We start from the raw sequence: 15,508 nt of genomic DNA, 5'->3' as shown, positions 1-15,508 counted from the left end.
CAAGTACCCATCGCCAGCAGGCTGGCTCCCACCAGTAAGCTGGCTCCCACCAGTAAGCTCCCATCGCCGCTTTAGCGGGTCCTACAAGGCAGGGGCTCCGCTCGAGAAACCGTGGGGCACCACGGTGCCGCCTCGACACGCTCGCGTTCCGCAGTGACCCGCCGCGCGATGGTCGCCAACACGGAGGCGAACGTGGGCTCCTCAGCGAGCGGCGCGAACAACGGTGAGGCCCGGAGATAGGCGGCATCGCGCCAGCCCTTGTCCACGGCATCGGCGATCGCGGCGATGGCACCCGCGCGATCGCCACTCGCCTGCAGCAGTAGCGCGAGTTCCAGGCGACTGGCTGGCCAGGGATCGGTCGCCAATGCGGCTCGCGTGGCTGCGATGCGTTCGCGTAGCCAGGCGGGATCCACGGTGTCGCCACCGTAAAGCACGGCCAGCGTCGCGGGCAGCGTGGCCGAGGGTTGCAGCGACCGTGCTTCGGCAAATGCCTTCGTTGCGGCTGCGCGATCGCCACGGTGCAGCGCGAGCTCGCCTTCGAGTTGCGCCAGTTCGGCGCGAGTCGTGCCACGCTTGCGCGCCTCCGCAAGTGAGTTGCGTGCTTCGTCGAAGCGGCCGTGTGCAAACAGGAATGCCGGCCAGCCGACGTTGCCGAAGACATTGTCGGGCGCGAGATCGAACACGTGGCGATAGGCCGCCTCCGCGGCGTTCGTAAATCCGAGCAGGTCGTACTCGCGCGCGATCTGCACCTCGCGGAAGCGCACCCTCGAGGGGTCGCCATGCATGTCCAGGTTGGCGTGCAGCGCATCGGCCAGGCGACCTTGCTCTTGATACAGATACGCCGCCGATGCCCGGCTGTTGTCGTCAGCGGGATCAAGACGCACCGCGCGTTCGTATCCCGCGAGGGCACCCTGGATATCGCCGAGGCAATCGCGCGCATAGCCCAACGCCGACCATGCGGCGGCATGGTCCGGCCGCGCGGACACCGCACGCGTTGCCAGGCGTAACGCCTCGCGCGCCTCGTCGGGTCCGGCGTTGTAGAGGCACGTGCGTGCGGCCCGCGTTCGGCTTGCGCCGGACAACGCCTCGACGTCGGCGGGTGCGTCCTGCAACGCGCGGTCGTACAGGGCGAGCGCTCGCTCGTTGTTCTCGCGCTGACCCATGGCGCCATACCAGTGGGCACGATCGAGAACCTCGCGCTGTGCGCTGACGGCAGGCGCCTGTTCGCGCGCGAGAAAGCCGACCCCGACCGCGGTGGCGGCGAGCACGCCCACAGCCGCCAAGGCGGGCCAAAAGGCACGACGTGCTGGCGCCGTATCGCCTACCGGCACGGGCATCGCGCCGAGCTGATAGCCGCGACTGCGCACCGTACGGACGTAGCGCGGCTGTCGCGCGTCGTCATCCAGCGCCTGGCGCAGCAAGCGCACGCGCTGGGTCACCGTTTCCTCGTTCACGACGGCGGGTGCCCACACCTCGGCGATCAGTTCGTCGAACCCGACCACGCGATCGCCATGTGCCAGCAGGCAGGCAAGCAAGCGGAAACTCAGTCCCGTTACCTCGAGCCGCGTGCCCTCGCGTTCGACCTGCTGGCGCGCCAGGTCGATGGTGAGGTCGAGCAATCGGTAACGGGAGGCGCCCGTCATGCGTTAGCCGCCCGCCGGCAGGAGCAGGAGGAGGGCGATACCGAGCACGATCCGGTAGATGGCGAACGCGGTGAACCGGTGCGAGCGGATGTAACCCAGCAGCCACTTCACGGCGGCGAAGGCCACAACGGTGGATACCGCAAAAGCCACGCCGAGACCGGTCCAGTCCTCGCCCGCGGCGCCGCCATGCTGGAAGGTCTTGAGCAATTCGTAGCCCGTGGCGGCGTACATCGTGGGAATACCGACGAGGAAGGCGAACTCGGTCGCGGCGGCGCGATTGTTGGTGCCGGCGAGCATCGCAATGAAGATGGTGGCCGCCGAGCGAGACGTGCCCGGAAACACACCGGCCACGATCTGCGCCAGACCGACCAGGATCGCGACCCTCCAGGTGATGGCTGCGCGTTCCGGACGCTTCTCCGCCACCTTCTCTGCCAGGATCATCCAGATGCCGCCGGCAATCAGCGCCCAGGCGATCGGCGTCACCGTTTCAGGCAGCTTGAAGCCCATCTTGGTCACGACGAGGCCGAGTGCCGCGGTGATGAGGAAGGCTACGAACAGCTTCGCCACGTAGTCGCGCGTCTCCGGCCGGCGCCAGTTGATCACGAGGCTCCACAGCGTGCGCCAGTAGATGAAGGTGACGGCAAGAATCGCACCGGCCTGGATCGCCACGTTGAAGAGGTCGGACCGCGCCCCTAGCCAGCGTTCGGCAATAAGGAGATGGCCGGTACTGGAGACGGGCAGGAACTCGGTGATTCCCTCGACAATGCCGAGAAGAATGGCGCTGAGCAGATCGTTCACGGGGTGGGGACTTCCATGGAGGGACGACGGCATAGCTTGCCATGCACCATCACATCCCGCCCACGCAGGGCGCTGATATGTTCGCCGACGCAATCGCGGGCGGCACCGTGTAGCCGTCCGATCGCAAGAACTTTCCTTACGGACTTGCCATGGCGTTCCTTCCCCACCCGCCGGGCCGACACTTTCGTGGCCCGCGTGTCGCTGTTGTCGCGGCGCTGCTCGTGCTGTTCGGCTGCGCACCCCCGGTACGTCCACCGGCCTTCGTGCCGCGCGACGAGGTACCGCTTGCCGGCCTGCCGACGGGCAAGGCCGGCTGGCCGGCACCCGAGTGGTGGCGCCGCTTCCACGACGAGCAGCTCGACGGCATCGTGGCGCGCGCCATGCGCGGTTCGCCGAACATGGAACAGGCAGAGGCACGCTATCGCGCGGCCTTGCGCGCCGTGGACACCGCGAAAGCGGAGTTGAACCCGCAAGTGCGTGGCCTCGTCAACGGCGGGCACGGTTACAGCGATGTGGACGTGCGCGGCGAAGTGCCCGGTGCGCCCGGTAATGCGCAGGGTTTTCAGTTGAATCCTGGGAACAGCTGGAGCAACAGCGGCGTTGCCGGCGCCCTGGCGACGTGGGATCTGGACTTGTGGGGCAAGCAGAAGGACGCCGTCGCCGCCGCAGTCGGCCAGGCGCGTGCCGCCGAAGCCGAACGGGCGTCTGCCGCCGCCTCGCTGCAATACAACGTCGTCAATACCTATTTCGACTGGCAGGCGCAGCAGGCCCGCCTCGATGTGGCACGCCACGCCGCGCGTAACGCCGAAGAATACCGCGAGCTGGTGGCGCTGCGCGTGCACAGTGGTCTGGACGATCCGACGGCGCTCGATCAAGCGGACGCGCGGCTGGCGCAACTCCGCCGTTCGGTGGCGCAACTCGATGGTGCGGCGCGTCTCGACCTGGCCCAGCTCGCGGCACTGGCGGGCGTGTCGCCTGACGACCTCGGCACATTGAAACCATCGCCGCTGCCCGCGGCGGACACCCACCTGCCGTCCGACGCTCGCCTGGGATTGTTGGCAAGGCGCCCGGACATTGCCGCGGCGCGCTGGCAGATCGAAGCCTCGGCGAAGAACATCGACCAGGCACGCAAGGCGTATTACCCCGACGTGAGCCTCACGGCGCTTGGCGCGTTCCTGCGCACGTATCCGGACCTCGGCTCGGGTACGCGCACCGACCTCACGCTCGGCAATGTCGGTGCATCCGTGCAGTTGCCCATCTTCAGCGGCGGGCGTCTGCGTGCGCAGTACGAGGGCGCTCAAGCCCAGCTCGATTCGACGGTAGCGCAATACGACGCGGCGGTCGTACAGGCGGCGGGCGAGATCGCGCAAGGCGTCGCCACCTTGCAGATGCTCGACGATCAACGTGTGCAGGTGGATCGCCAATACGACGCCACGGCGGCCCAGAAGGCCAAGGCCGCCGATCGCCGCTCCAAGGGCCTCATCGACGACCGCACCTGGCTCGATGCCGACATGCAGCTCGACCAGCAACGCGACGCGCGGCTGCAACTCGCCAGCCAGATGCTTTCCGCGAACCTTTCCCTCATCCATGCGCTCGGCGGCGGTTACCACGCCGACGACCTGCCCGATCTACCGGCCGCCAAGGCCGGCGAGGATGCCACCCGATGACCGCCGACAACGAACAGGACGAAACGAAGGAACGATCGCAGCGCGCCGACGAGCACGGCGACGGGACGAAGCGGAAGGACGCCGACAGCAGCAAGCACGACCAGGACGGAAAGAGCGATCAAGAAGACAAGGACGACAAGAAAAAGAAAGACGATCCCAAGGCGAAGCGCCGAAAGATCATCGTCCTCTCCATCATCGGTGCCGTCTTTGTGCTGGCCGGCTTGGTCTGGCTGTTGCTGTACATTTTCGTGTTCTCCCAGCGCGAGACCACCGACGACGCCTATGTGAAGGGCGACATGGTGACGATCTCGTCGCGCGTCGCCGGCACCGTCGTGGAAGTGGCGGTGGAGGAAACCGAACGTGTGCATCAGGGCCAGGTGCTCATCCGGCTCGATCCGGTGGATGCGCGCGTGGCGCTGATGAATGCCGAAGGTCAGTTGGCGCAGGCGGTGCGCGAGGCGCAGGCACGCATGCAGCAGGCGAGCCAGGCGGACGCCGCCATACCCCAGCGCCGTGCGCAGTATGAGCAGGCACGGGACGAGTACAACCGTCGCCACCCCTTGCTGGAACGACGCGCCGTCTCTGCGGAAGAGGTGGATACCGGTCGACGCCAAATGCAGCAGGCGCTTGCCGGCTTGCAGGCGGCTGAGCGCGAGGCCGCGGCAGCCCACGCCCAAGTGGATGGCACCAGCGTGGCCGACTTCCCCGCTGTGATCCAGGCGCGCGCGCAGTTCCGCAACGCTTGGGTGAACAACGGCCGCAACGCCATCGTCTCGCCGATCGAAGGGTATGCAGCGCGCCGGCAGGTGCAGGTCGGTCAGCGGATCCAGCCGGGACAGGACCTGCTGACGGTGGTGCCGCTGTCCGACCTCTGGGTGGATGCGAACTTCAAGGAAACCCAGTTGGAGCACATCCGCATCGGCCAGCCGGTGAAGATCACCACCGACATGTATTCGGATGTGGAGTACCACGGCAAGGTCGTCGGCTTGAACGCCGGTACCGGCAGCGCGTTCTCGCTGTTGCCAGCCGAGAACGCCACCGGCAACTGGATCAAGGTCGTGCAACGGTTGCCGGTGCGCATCGCGCTCGACCCGGAAGAGCTGCGCAAGCATCCCCTGCGCGTCGGCCTTTCGACTGACGTGAACGTCGATACCCATGACCGCGATGGACGCGTGCTCGCCGAGACGCCCCGCAACAAGCCGCTCGCTACCACGAACGTCTACGAGCAGGAGATGGATCGCGCCGACGCGCGCGCGGAAGAGATCATCCGGGCCAACACGGTGGACGTAACGCCCCCGCCGCTCGCTTCACGTCGCGGCGGCTGAGCGATGGCGGAGGGAAACGCGCCGGCGCAGGGCAAGCCGCCGCTGAAAGGTGGTGCGCTGGCGCTGCTTACCGCCGGTGTAGCGCTGGCCACCTTCATGGAGGTGCTGGACATCTCCATCGTCAACGTTTCGGTGCGTACCATCGCCGGCAACCTCGGCGTGAGCAGCAACGAAGGCACCATGGCGATCAGTGCCTATTCCATGGCGAGCGCCGTGATGCAGCCACTGACGGGATGGATCGCGCGACGCTTCGGCGAGGTGCGCACGTTCTCCGTCTCGGTGATGTTGTTCGTGATCTTTTCGGCGCTGTGCGGACTGTCGCAGAGCATGACGATGCTCATCGTCTTCCGCCTCTGCCAAGGTGCGGTGTCCGGTCCGATGGTGCCGCTGTCGCAGACCCTGCTGCTCAATAACTACCCCGTAGCGAAGCGACCCATTGCGCTCGCGCTATGGGCGATGACCGTTGTGGTGGCGCCCGTGTTCGGTCCCATCCTCGGCGGCTGGATTACCGACAACTATCACTGGTCGTGGATCTTCTTCATCAACATTCCCGTCGGCGCCTTCGCACTGATCATCACGTATGTCTTGCTGCGTGACCGTGAATCGAAGACGGCAAAGATGCCGATCGACGCGGTGGGCCTGGGGCTACTCGCCATCGGCGTAGGATGCCTGCAGTTCATGCTCGACAACGGCAACGACAAGGATTGGTTCACATCCAACACCATCGTGGTGCTGGCGATCGTCGCGGTGGTCTGCCTCACCTTCCTGATAGCCTGGGAGCTGATGCACAAGAACCCGGTGGTGGAATTGCGACTGTTGGGTCGGCGCAACTTTTTCATCGGTGTGCTCTGCCTGTCGCTGGGCATGTTTGCATTCTTCGGCGGCACGGTGGTGATGCCGATGTGGGTGCAGGAAGTGCTCGGCTATACCGCGACCTGGGCGGGCTTTGTCGTCGCGCCGATCGGCTTGCTCGCCATTGTGCTGTCGCCGCTCGTCGGTGCATTCCAGAGCAAGTTCGACCTGCGTCTGTTGAACACGATCGGCTTCGCCATCTTTGCAGGCGCGTCGTTCTACATGTCGACCTTGAGCACGCTGGCGCCCTACGGTGAACTCGCTCTGCCGCGGTTATGCATGGGCGCGGGCGTTGCGCTGTTCTTCGTTCCGGTGAACCAGATCATCTTGTCCGGGCTGCCCGACGACCAGGTCGCGAGTGCGTCGGGTTTGTCGAACTTCTTCCGCACACTGGCGGGAAGTATCGCAACGGCGGTCAGTACGACGCTGTATTCGCATCGCACCACCTACCACCACGCCGTGCTGGCGGAGAATGTGAGCCAAGGCAGCCGCGCGACGAGCGAATATGTGGAGCGCTTCCAGTCGTTCGGCGTGCAGGGACCGACCTTGAACGCGGCGCTCAATCGCATCGTGGACCTGCAGGCCGCGACGCTCGCCGTGAACGACGTCTTCTGGATCTTCGGTTTGATGTTCGGCCTGGCAATGGTGGCCGTGTGGTTCGCAAAGCCGCCCTTCGCCTCGGGCGGCACGCCAGCGCACTGAGGCAAGCCTCTATCGCCAGCAGGCTGGCTCCCACCGCGGCATGGGAGGCTGGCCGGCTCCGCGGCAGGCGGATGCCGGTGTAGCGGGCCACCGTCGTCGGCAGTCATCCGACGAGGCGGAGCCATGATCTCGGTTGGGATGCCTGTCCAGGGTGGGAGCCAGCCTGCTGGCGATCCCGCGGCAGCGGGCAGGGTGCCGGATGCAGCGGGCCACCGTCGTCGGCAGCCATCCGTCAGGCGGAGCCATGATCTCGGTTGGGATGCCTGTCCCAGGGTGGGAGCCAGCCTGCTGGCGATCCCGCGGCAGCGGGCAGGGTGCCGGACGCAGCGGGTCACCGTCGTCGGCAGTCATCCGCCCAGGCGGAGCCATGATCTCGGTTGGGACGCCTGTCCAGGATGGGAGCCAGCCTGCTGGCGATCCCGCGGCAGCGGGCAGGGTGCCGGATACAGCGGGTCACCGTCGTCGGCAGCCATCCGTCTGGCGGAGCCATGATCTCGGTTGGGATGCCTGTCCAGGGTGGGAGCCAGCCTGCTGGCGATCCCGCGGCAGCGGGCAGGGTGCCGGACGCAGCGGGCCACCGTCGTCGGCAGCCATCCGTCTGGCGGAGCCATGATCTCGGTTGGGATGCCTGTCCAGGGTGGGAGCCAGCCTGCTGGCGATCCCGCGGCAGCGGGCAGGGTGCCGGTGTAGCAGCAGCGTCAGGCCCTGCCCGAGAAGTCGAGCGTTTCAGTCAGATCGCCGGGCGCCGGTCCGCCCGCCGCCACCATGGCGTCCTCGCGGACTTTCAGACCCGGCAGTTTTTCCAGCTTGAATCGTCGCGTTATGAAGCGCGCGATGGAGCCCGTGTCGTAGATCGTGTGCTCCACGTGACCCTTCTTCGCAAACGGTGAGATCACCAGCGCGGGGATGCGCGTGCCCGGACCCCAGCGATCGCCCTTCGGCGGTGCCACGTGATCCCACCAGCCACCGTTCTCATCGAAAGTGACGATCACCAGCATGTGCTTCCACAGCGGGCTCGTGCGCAGCGCATGCACCACGTTCGCGATGTGGCGATCGCCCGCCTCCACGTCGGAGTAGCCGGCATGCATGTTGAGATCGCCCTGCGGCTTATAGAACGTGACCGGCGGCAGCTTCCCGGCCGCGACGTCGGCGAGGAAATGATTGGTCGCCGCGGTCTCACCCACGCCGCCGTCGCGCAGATGACGCTTGCGTGCTTCGCTACCGGGCGCCAGCGAAACGAAATAGTTGAGCGGCTGATGGTGTGGCTGGAAGTTGGGCGTCTGCGGGAAGCTGCCGTCGTCGCCATCACCCTTGCCATCGAGCGCAGCCTGGAAACCGCCGCCGTACCATGCCCAATCGACCTGCTTTGCGGAAAGCATATCGCCGATGTGCTTGTGCGCCTGCGGCGGCAGGGTGTTCGGGCTGCTCGCATCGGCCAGCAGCGGGTTCTTCCTGTCGACATTGAAGCCGGGCGAGTAGGGCGGCCCGATCGTGTTGACTGCCCAGAAATCCGGCGTGAGCGTGTTGTGGTGCGCGAACTTCGGCTTGCCGTCCATCGCACTCTTCGGGGACTCGTCCGCCATCTTCAGGCGATGGTCCGTGGGTTCGCCGCTCTCGGTCACCGCGATATTGAACTGCGCGGGGCTCTTGTCTGCATTCGGATAGAAAGGCGGTTGCGCCGCCACGAGGTACTGGTGATTGAGAAAGGAGCCGCCAAAGGCGCCCATGAAGAAGTTGTCGCAAAGCGTAAACTGTTCGGCGAGGCGCCATAGGCGCAGGTGCACCGGCGCGCTGGCGTAGTAGCCCATGGTAAGCGCGCCATTGTCGCCCCAGGCGACGAAGCCGTCGTTCTTGCCGCCGTTGATCTGCAGCTGGTTGTTGTAGAACGCATGGACGAGATCGCGTGTAACGACACCGTGGGGCAGCGGCGTGCCGTCGCCCGTATGCAACGCCCATGGTGCATTCGGAAGACCCACGATGTCCTTCTCGCCGATCTTGTAGGTTTTGTGATCCACCACTTGCTCGTGAGGCACCATGCCTCCCCAGATCGGCGGCAGCGTCTTGAACGGCGTGCCGTCGCGATCGCGCTGGATCAAGCGTTCCACGGGTACCGCGCTCAATGGCTGCTGCAGGCCAGGGAATTCGCCGAACAGGTTGTTGAAGCTGCGGTTCTCGGCATACACCACAACGACGTGCTGGATATGCTTTTCGAGAAGTGCATCCAGCGCTTCGCCCTTGGGCGCGGGTAGGGGTGGATGTTCCGTGCCCGTTGCGCCTTCGGAAAGGCCGCCCAGTGCCAGTACCGCACCGGTGGTTGCCATGCCGCCGAGCAGGCGTCGCCTGCCGGCATCGAAGGTGTCGTCGTCGTGCTTGTTCGTCATGCCACCGATCCGAGGAAAAGCGAGGGTCGCGGGCTAGGGGACGATTTCCACGACCGAGGACAAGGGCGAGCCGCCATGCTCGTCGAACGCTTTCATAGCCACGACACGGTTTACGCGCTTGTTGAGACTGCGCAGGGTAAACGAAGTGGGCTGATCTGCGAAATGCCGATACACGTCGCACGCCATCCCACCGCCAGCGCAGTACACCTACTTGCGCAAGAACTTGGGGACTTCCGCGAGGAAGATATCCTTTGCCATCCGCAATCCGGTCTCACTGCCTGGGGATGTTTCGCGGGTCAGGATCACGACGCGCCACTTGGGAAGCGTCGTCCCCGGCGCGACGAGGCGCAACGATCTAAGGGCATTCCGATGCGTCGAATAGGACGCCAGCTTCGAAGGCACCACGGCCACTCCCAGACCGCTCGAAACGAACTGAAGCATGGTCTCCACGTCGTTGACCTCGTAGACGACCTCGTTCACCAGCCCATGCTCGTCCAGTATCCGATCGGTGACCTTGCGTAAGGTCCGCTCGGGAGACAGATGGACAAGGCGCTGCTCAGACAACCGATCGACGCGTAGATCTCTTCGTCCGGCAAGCGCATGCGACTTGGCACACACGACGACCAGCGCGTCCTCGATGAACGGTGTCACCTCGACGCCTCGCGTTTTCTCGTCGGGATAGACGGGGTGAAAACTCAGATCGATGTCGCCGGAAGCGACCAGCGCCGGGCCCTGCTTGCTGGTCAGGGAGCGCACGGTGAACTCGATACCCGGATAGCGCGAACGCATGCTCTCCAGGAGTTCCGGCAGGCGTATATAAGGCGCCAGGCTTTGCAGAATGCCGATGCGCAGCCTCCCCTGGACCACCCCTTTGAACGCACGCACAGCCTGGACGGCATCGTCCAAATGCAACAGCGTGGAACGTGCCTTCGCCACGAACATCTCGCCCGCGGGCGTCAGCGACATCCGCCGCGTGGTGCGCTCGACAAGTTGAACGCCCAGTTCGCTTTCCAGCTCCCGGATGGAGACGGACAAGGCCGACTGAACGATATGAACGCGTGCGGCCGCGGCCGTGAACGTGCCCTCATCGGCGAGCGCAACGATGTGCTTCAGATGCCGGATGTCCATGAGCGTGTCCGCCTCTCTTCGAACAGGTCGAGCCGTCGGCGGATGATAGCGAAGTGAGAACGGCCGGGCCGACATTTATAGCCAATGCAGATAAATGGCATGCCGACAATGCGTTGGACGCTCACCAGCGCGGTGACTAACGTCGTCAGCCATCCGCAGATGCCATGGATCGTCGCCATGAAGTCCTATCTTGTTTCTTTCGTCGTTGGCGCCCTCGTCGGCGTCCTGTACGCCGCGTTGAAGGTGCGTTCGCCAGCGCCACCCTTGGTCGCTCTCACCGGCTTGCTGGGCATGGTGCTCGGGGAAAGCGGTTGGGCGTCGATCGTCGCTATCGTCAGGACGGCTTTGAAAGCCTGATGCCACACAATGCGGAGATGCACGTCGTGCTCGGCTTCATCGCTCAGGCCGAACGCGTGAGCGGACCGTGCCTCGTCATGATTTACCGGGAGATCGTCACATGAAAATCGTAGGTATGGCCGGAAGCCTTCGCGAGGGTTCCTACGCGAAGATGATTCTTGCGACGCTTTTCTCTTTGGCTCCCGACGGAGCCACATGCGAAGCGTTGGACGTGGGGCAGCTGCCTCACTACAACCAGGACCTGGAGGACGGTGTTCTCCCCGATGCGGTCATGCTGGCCCGGCAAACGGTCGAAAGCGCCGACGTGGTTCTTATCGTCACGCCCGAGTTCAACCACAGTGTGCCCGGGGTGCTGAAGAATGCCCTGGACTGGCTGTCACGACCGGCGTTCAAGAGTTGCATGGTTGGCAAGCCCGTCTACTTCTGCACGTTCTCTCCAGGCCCGCTGGGCGGCGTGCGGGCACAGGCGCACCTCCGCGAGATCCTGGCGTCGATGCTCTGCAAGCTGCCCCCACTTCGCGAAGTCGCGATAACGTTCGTGCAGACCAAGGTGGACGGAAAGCGGCTGACCGACGAGGCGACCGTTCGTCACCTCCAACAGGCGCTCTCGCACTTCTATCAAAGGGAGGTCGAACCCGAGCGCGCCTGATCGTGGTCGGCGCCGCAGGGTCAGGGCGTCTTGTGCCTCGATTGGTGCATGGGGTCGTCATTTGCACTCATGTGGTGCAAAAGCGTGCATGTCATCCTGCGGGTCTATGATGCGCGAGCCCGGCCCGGCGCGCCCTTCATAGGGTGCCGCCGCTGGCACAGCGATTGCTAAAAGCATCCCGCCCCATACCCATTCGAGGTTTGTATGTCTGCCGCTTCCAAAGTGCTGAACCTGATCCAGGACGAGGAAATCGAGTTCGTCGACCTGCGCTTCGCCGACATTCTCGGCAAGCACCACCATGTCACGTTCCCCGCGCACGCCATCGACGAAGGCACCTTCGAAGACGGCAAGATGTTCGACGGTTCGTCGATCGCTGGCTGGAAGGGCATCAACGAGTCCGACATGGTCCTCATGCCCGACCCGGAGACGGCGCACCTCGATCCGTTCAGCGCGCACAAGCAGCTGATCCTGCACTGCGACGTGCTCGAGCCCAGCACCATGCAGGCCTATGGCCGCGATCCGCGTTCCATCGCGAAGCGCGCCGAGGCTTATCTGAAGTCCACGGGCATCGCCGATACGGCGTTCTTCGGCCCCGAGCCGGAGTTCTTCATCTTCGATTCGGTCCGCTGGCAGAACGACATGGGCCGCGTGTTCTACGAGATCGGTTCGGAAGAAGCAGCCTGGTCCTCGCGCTACAAGTACGACGGCACCAACACCGGCCACCGCCCGGGCGTGAAGGGTGGCTACTTCCCGGTCAGCCCGGTCGATAGCCTGGGCGACCTGCGTGCCGATATGTGCAAGGTGCTGGAGTCGCTCGGCCAGGTGGTCGAAGTGCATCACCACGAAGTGGCGAACGCGGGCCAGTGCGAGATCGGCACCCGCTTCAACACGCTGGTGAAGAAGGCCGACGAGCTGATGACGATGAAGTACGTCATCAAGAACGTAGCCCACCAGGCTGGCAAGACCGTGACCTTCATGCCGAAGCCGATCGTCGGCGACAACGGCTCGGGCATGCACGTGCACCAGTCGCTGTCGAAGAACGGCGAGAACCTCTTCGCGGGCGACCTCTACGGCGGCCTCTCGCAGACGGCGCTGTGGTACATCGGCGGCATCTTCAAGCACGCCAAGGCCATCAATGCCTTCGCCAACTCCACCACCAACAGCTACAAGCGTCTGGTGCCGGGCTTCGAAGCGCCGGTCATGCTCGCTTACTCGGCGCGCAACCGTTCGGCGTCCTGCCGCATTCCGTACGTGTCGAGCCCGAAGGGTCGTCGCATCGAGATCCGCTTCCCGGACCCGATGCAGTCGGGCTATCTCACTTTCACTGTGCTGATGATGGCGGGCCTCGACGGCATCCTGAACAAGATCGACCCGGGTGCTCCGGCCGACAAGGATCTCTACGACCTGCCGCCGGAAGAAGAGAAGAACATCCCGCAGGTTTGCGCGAGCCTCGACGAAGCCCTCGTAGCGCTCGACAAGGACCGCGAGTTCCTCAAGGCGGGCGGTGTGTTCACCGACGACTTCATCGACGGCTACATCGCGCTGAAGATGCAGGAAGTGACCCGCTACCGTGCAAGCACGCATCCGCTCGAGTTCCAGATGTACTACGCGATCTGATCGAGGACCCGGCGGGGGCGCCATGGCGCTCCGCCGATCCGCTGGACCATGAAGACGCCCCCGTTCGGGGCGTCTTTTTTTGGCTTGTGGGAGCCGCCATGGCGGCGAGAGCAGCTTGCCGGTGGGAGCCAGCCTGCTGGCGATGCGAACTTGTCGGTGGGAGCCAGCCTGCTGGCGATGGGGATCTGACTCACGGCTACACCGCTTCGTGGGCTTCTCGCCGCCATGGCGGCTCCCACTGTGAAGACAGCCACTTAAAGGCTCGCAAGATTCTGCCGATGACACTACCGTGACATGAGCGAATTCTCAGGCACGCACATTCTCGGGTTTCACAGCGCGGTGCCGACGAAGGCTCGCCAGTCAGGGGTTCCATCGTGAAGAAAACCATTCTCGGCGCCCTGGCGCTGATGGCGCCGGCTATCGCCACCGCGGCCGATGCGCCGCGCAACGATTACGACTGGCGCACCAACTGGCCGACGCACTACGTCTTCGCCGACGGCACCGATGTCGGCTTCTCGTTGAAGTACCAGTACGACCTGGATCGGTTTTCCAACGACCAGGGCGTGTACGAGGACGCGCAGACGAACCGCCGCAAGGAATTCGGCATGTTCATCCGCAAGAAGGGCGTCTACGACGGTACCGTTGTGTTCGACTTCCAGACCAAGACCTGGCTCGACGTGTTCTTCCGCGTGCAGAGCAAGGCGCTGCTTGGCGCTGACTACGGTGCGCTGCGCGTCGGTTTCATGAAGACGCCCGTGGGTTTCGAGGGCAATACGAGTACGGGCAGTACGTCGTTCATGGAGACATCGCTGCCGATGCAGGCGATCTATGCGAACCGCCGCCTCGGTATGGACTGGGCGCTGACCCGCAAGAACTACCTCGTTCAACTCGGCTATTACAAAGGTGGCAACCTCCAAGGCGATCTCGACGGCCGCATGGTGGCCGGACGCGCTGCCTGGACGCCGCTCAACTCGCCGGGCATCGTGTTGCATCTTGGCGGCTCCCTGTCGCGCGAGTCGCCGCAGGGAACGACCGACGGACGCGGCCACTACAACCCGCCCAGCGTACGTTTGCGCGCGCTGCCCGAAGCCGGCCTGATCACGCAGCGCCTGGTGGATTCCGGTGCGTTGCGCATCGCCGAGCATGTCGATCGTCGCGGTCTGGAAGCCCTGTGGATTGGCGGCCCCTGGTCCGTGCAGAGCGAGTACCTGGATGCCAAGGTGAAACTCCGCGGGCGGCCGGCGTACGACGCCCGCGGCTGGTATGCCTACGGCAGCTGGGTCATGACGGGCGAGTCGCGTGGGTACTCCGCAGGCAACGTATCAGACGTGGTGCCCAAGAGCCCCTGGGGTGCGTTGGAATTCGTGCTTCGCTACAGCACGCTCGACCTCGACGACGGCATCACGCGTGGCGGCACCGAGAGCGACTGGACGCTGGGCGCAAACTGGTACCTCACCAAGTTCCTCAAGCTGCAGGCGAACTACGTGCGCGCGACCAGCGATCGTCGTGACCTGCGCATCGATCCGCATATCTTCGAGATGCGTGCGCAGATCATGTTCTGAATCACTGCATGTGCCATCCATGACTGACCAGCAGCGACTGGCCGGTCAGCGCCTGCGAACCGAAGCCGGCGAAGAACAGCGCGGCGTTGGCGATGTCTTCCAGGGTGGTGAACTCACCATCGACGGTATCGCGCAGCATCACCTGCTTCACGACCTCGTCGTTGCTGATGCCGAGCTCCTTCGCCTGTTCGGGAATCTGCTTCTCGACCAGCGGCGTACGCACGAAGCCCGGGCAGATCACATTGGCGCGAATGCCGTGCGCCGCACCTTCCTTGGCGATGACGCGCGCAAGCCCGAGCAGGCCGTGCTTTGCCGCAACGTAGGGTGCCTTGAACTTCGAGGCGACGTGCGAATGCACCGAGCCCATCAGGATCACCGAGCCGCCGCGGCCGCTATCGATCATCTGCCGCATGGCGGCGCGGCTGGTGAGAAAGGCGCCGTCCATGTGTACGGCCAGCATGCGCTTCCAATCGGCGAACGACAGGTCAACCAATGGCGAGATGATCTGCACGCCCGCGTTGCTGACGAGGATGTCGACGGGCCCGAGGTCACGAAGCGTGCGCGCGAAAGCGGCTTCGACCTGCGCCTCGTCGGTAACGTCCATGGCGATGCCGATGGCCCCCTGGCCGATGTCGGCAGCGGCGCCCTCCGCGCGATCCGCGGCGATATCGGCGATCACCACACGCGCGCCCGCTGCCGCGTAGGCTTCTGCGATGGCGCGGCCGATGCCACTGGCCGCGCCGGTAACGAGGGCTACTTTGCCCATGAGGTCGTTCATGCTGATGGTCCGTCGGATGCCCACACCGATTATGCGTGGCGTGGGCCGC

The 15,508-nt window shown here is 64.8% G+C and carries 12 protein-coding genes; 7 read left to right on the top strand and 5 right to left on the bottom strand.

Features of this window, described 5'->3' with window-relative positions:
* Positions 1 to 71: 71 nt before the first annotated feature.
* Both IM816_RS18290 and IM816_RS18285 read right to left on the bottom strand, forming a co-directional pair.
* Positions 72 to 1,643: a winged helix-turn-helix transcriptional regulator gene (locus IM816_RS18290; RefSeq protein WP_250339205.1), complete on the bottom strand. Its 1,572-nt coding sequence runs from the start codon at positions 1,641 to 1,643 to the stop codon at positions 72 to 74.
* A 3-nt stretch (positions 1,644 to 1,646) separates the two neighbouring features.
* The gene (locus tag IM816_RS18285) at positions 1,647 to 2,441 is read right to left on the bottom strand and encodes an undecaprenyl-diphosphate phosphatase (RefSeq protein ID WP_250339204.1); all 795 of its coding nucleotides are present in this window, start codon (positions 2,439 to 2,441) and stop codon (positions 1,647 to 1,649) included.
* Between the two features lie 149 nt (positions 2,442 to 2,590).
* Between IM816_RS18285 and IM816_RS18280 the strand changes: the two genes are divergently transcribed.
* The 3 genes from IM816_RS18280 to IM816_RS18270 are packed head-to-tail and all read left to right on the top strand — an operon-like array spanning position 2,591 to position 6,987.
* Positions 2,591 to 4,108, top strand: a complete 1,518-nt coding sequence (locus IM816_RS18280) for an efflux transporter outer membrane subunit (protein WP_250339203.1) — start codon at positions 2,591 to 2,593, stop codon at positions 4,106 to 4,108.
* Positions 4,105 to 5,433, top strand: a complete 1,329-nt coding sequence (locus IM816_RS18275) for an HlyD/EmrA/EmrK family protein (protein ID WP_250339202.1) — start codon at positions 4,105 to 4,107, stop codon at positions 5,431 to 5,433. The genes IM816_RS18280 and IM816_RS18275 overlap by 4 nt, the downstream gene beginning before the upstream one ends.
* 3 nt (positions 5,434 to 5,436) lie before the next feature.
* Positions 5,437 to 6,987, top strand: coding sequence for a DHA2 family efflux MFS transporter permease subunit (locus IM816_RS18270; RefSeq protein WP_250339201.1), 1,551 nt, complete (start codon positions 5,437 to 5,439; stop codon positions 6,985 to 6,987).
* A gap of 698 nt (positions 6,988 to 7,685) precedes the next feature.
* On the opposite strand, the gene acpA is transcribed toward IM816_RS18270, so the two are convergent.
* Positions 7,686 to 9,368 carry an acid phosphatase gene (gene acpA, locus IM816_RS18265; protein ID WP_250339200.1) on the bottom strand — a complete coding sequence of 561 codons (1,683 nt, stop codon included), beginning with the start codon at positions 9,366 to 9,368 and terminating at the stop codon, positions 7,686 to 7,688.
* 207 nt (positions 9,369 to 9,575) lie between these two features.
* Positions 9,576 to 10,496 (bottom strand): LysR family transcriptional regulator, encoded by a 921-nt coding sequence (locus IM816_RS18260; RefSeq protein WP_250339199.1) that lies wholly within the window; start codon positions 10,494 to 10,496, stop codon positions 9,576 to 9,578.
* 99 nt (positions 10,497 to 10,595) lie between these two features.
* On the opposite strand from IM816_RS18260, the gene IM816_RS18255 reads away from it, so the two are divergent.
* The 4 genes from IM816_RS18255 to IM816_RS18240 all read left to right on the top strand — a co-directional run bounded on the left by IM816_RS18255 (position 10,596) and on the right by IM816_RS18240 (position 14,681).
* Positions 10,596 to 10,853 carry a DUF1427 family protein gene (locus IM816_RS18255; protein ID WP_250339198.1) on the top strand — a complete coding sequence of 86 codons (258 nt, stop codon included), beginning with the start codon at positions 10,596 to 10,598 and terminating at the stop codon, positions 10,851 to 10,853.
* A gap of 100 nt (positions 10,854 to 10,953) precedes the next feature.
* Entirely contained in the window at positions 10,954 to 11,502 is a 549-nt protein-coding gene (locus IM816_RS18250) for an NADPH-dependent FMN reductase (RefSeq protein WP_250339197.1), read from the top strand.
* A 204-nt stretch (positions 11,503 to 11,706) separates the two neighbouring features.
* On the top strand, positions 11,707 to 13,119 hold the full coding sequence (glnA, locus tag IM816_RS18245) for a type I glutamate--ammonia ligase (protein ID WP_072323472.1): 1,413 nt from the start codon (positions 11,707 to 11,709) through the stop codon (positions 13,117 to 13,119).
* 407 nt (positions 13,120 to 13,526) lie between these two features.
* On the top strand, positions 13,527 to 14,681 hold the full coding sequence (locus tag IM816_RS18240; RefSeq protein WP_425602651.1) for an OprO/OprP family phosphate-selective porin: 1,155 nt from the start codon (positions 13,527 to 13,529) through the stop codon (positions 14,679 to 14,681).
* A gap of 1 nt (position 14,682) precedes the next feature.
* On the opposite strand, the gene IM816_RS18235 is transcribed toward IM816_RS18240, so the two are convergent.
* The gene (locus tag IM816_RS18235) at positions 14,683 to 15,459 is read right to left on the bottom strand and encodes a 3-hydroxybutyrate dehydrogenase (protein WP_250339195.1); all 777 of its coding nucleotides are present in this window, start codon (positions 15,457 to 15,459) and stop codon (positions 14,683 to 14,685) included.
* Between the last annotated feature and the right edge of the window lie 49 nt (positions 15,460 to 15,508).

Origin of the sequence: Luteibacter flocculans, assembly GCF_023612255.1 — a bacterium.
Taxonomy (GTDB): Bacteria; Pseudomonadota; Gammaproteobacteria; order Xanthomonadales; family Rhodanobacteraceae; genus Luteibacter; species Luteibacter flocculans.
Note: the sequence above shows the minus strand (reverse complement) of the source record. Positions and strands in the feature narration are given on the sequence as shown.

Excerpts from the sequence above, each read along its gene's own strand:
- IM816_RS18290 (WP_250339205.1), bottom strand. The coding sequence starts at position 1,643 with ATGACGGGCGCCTCCCGTTACCGATTGCTCGACCTCACCATCGACCTG.
- IM816_RS18280 (WP_250339203.1), top strand. The coding sequence starts at position 2,591 with ATGGCGTTCCTTCCCCACCCGCCGGGCCGACACTTTCGTGGCCCGCGT.
- IM816_RS18275 (WP_250339202.1), top strand. The coding sequence starts at position 4,105 with ATGACCGCCGACAACGAACAGGACGAAACGAAGGAACGATCGCAGCGC.
- IM816_RS18270 (WP_250339201.1), top strand. The coding sequence starts at position 5,437 with ATGGCGGAGGGAAACGCGCCGGCGCAGGGCAAGCCGCCGCTGAAAGGT.
- acpA (WP_250339200.1), bottom strand. The coding sequence starts at position 9,368 with ATGACGAACAAGCACGACGACGACACCTTCGATGCCGGCAGGCGACGC.
- IM816_RS18260 (WP_250339199.1), bottom strand. The coding sequence starts at position 10,496 with ATGGACATCCGGCATCTGAAGCACATCGTTGCGCTCGCCGATGAGGGC.
- IM816_RS18255 (WP_250339198.1), top strand. The coding sequence starts at position 10,596 with ATGCCGACAATGCGTTGGACGCTCACCAGCGCGGTGACTAACGTCGTC.
- IM816_RS18250 (WP_250339197.1), top strand. The coding sequence starts at position 10,954 with ATGAAAATCGTAGGTATGGCCGGAAGCCTTCGCGAGGGTTCCTACGCG.
- glnA (WP_072323472.1), top strand. The coding sequence starts at position 11,707 with ATGTCTGCCGCTTCCAAAGTGCTGAACCTGATCCAGGACGAGGAAATC.
- IM816_RS18240 (WP_425602651.1), top strand. The coding sequence starts at position 13,527 with ATGGCGCCGGCTATCGCCACCGCGGCCGATGCGCCGCGCAACGATTAC.
- IM816_RS18235 (WP_250339195.1), bottom strand. The coding sequence starts at position 15,459 with ATGAACGACCTCATGGGCAAAGTAGCCCTCGTTACCGGCGCGGCCAGT.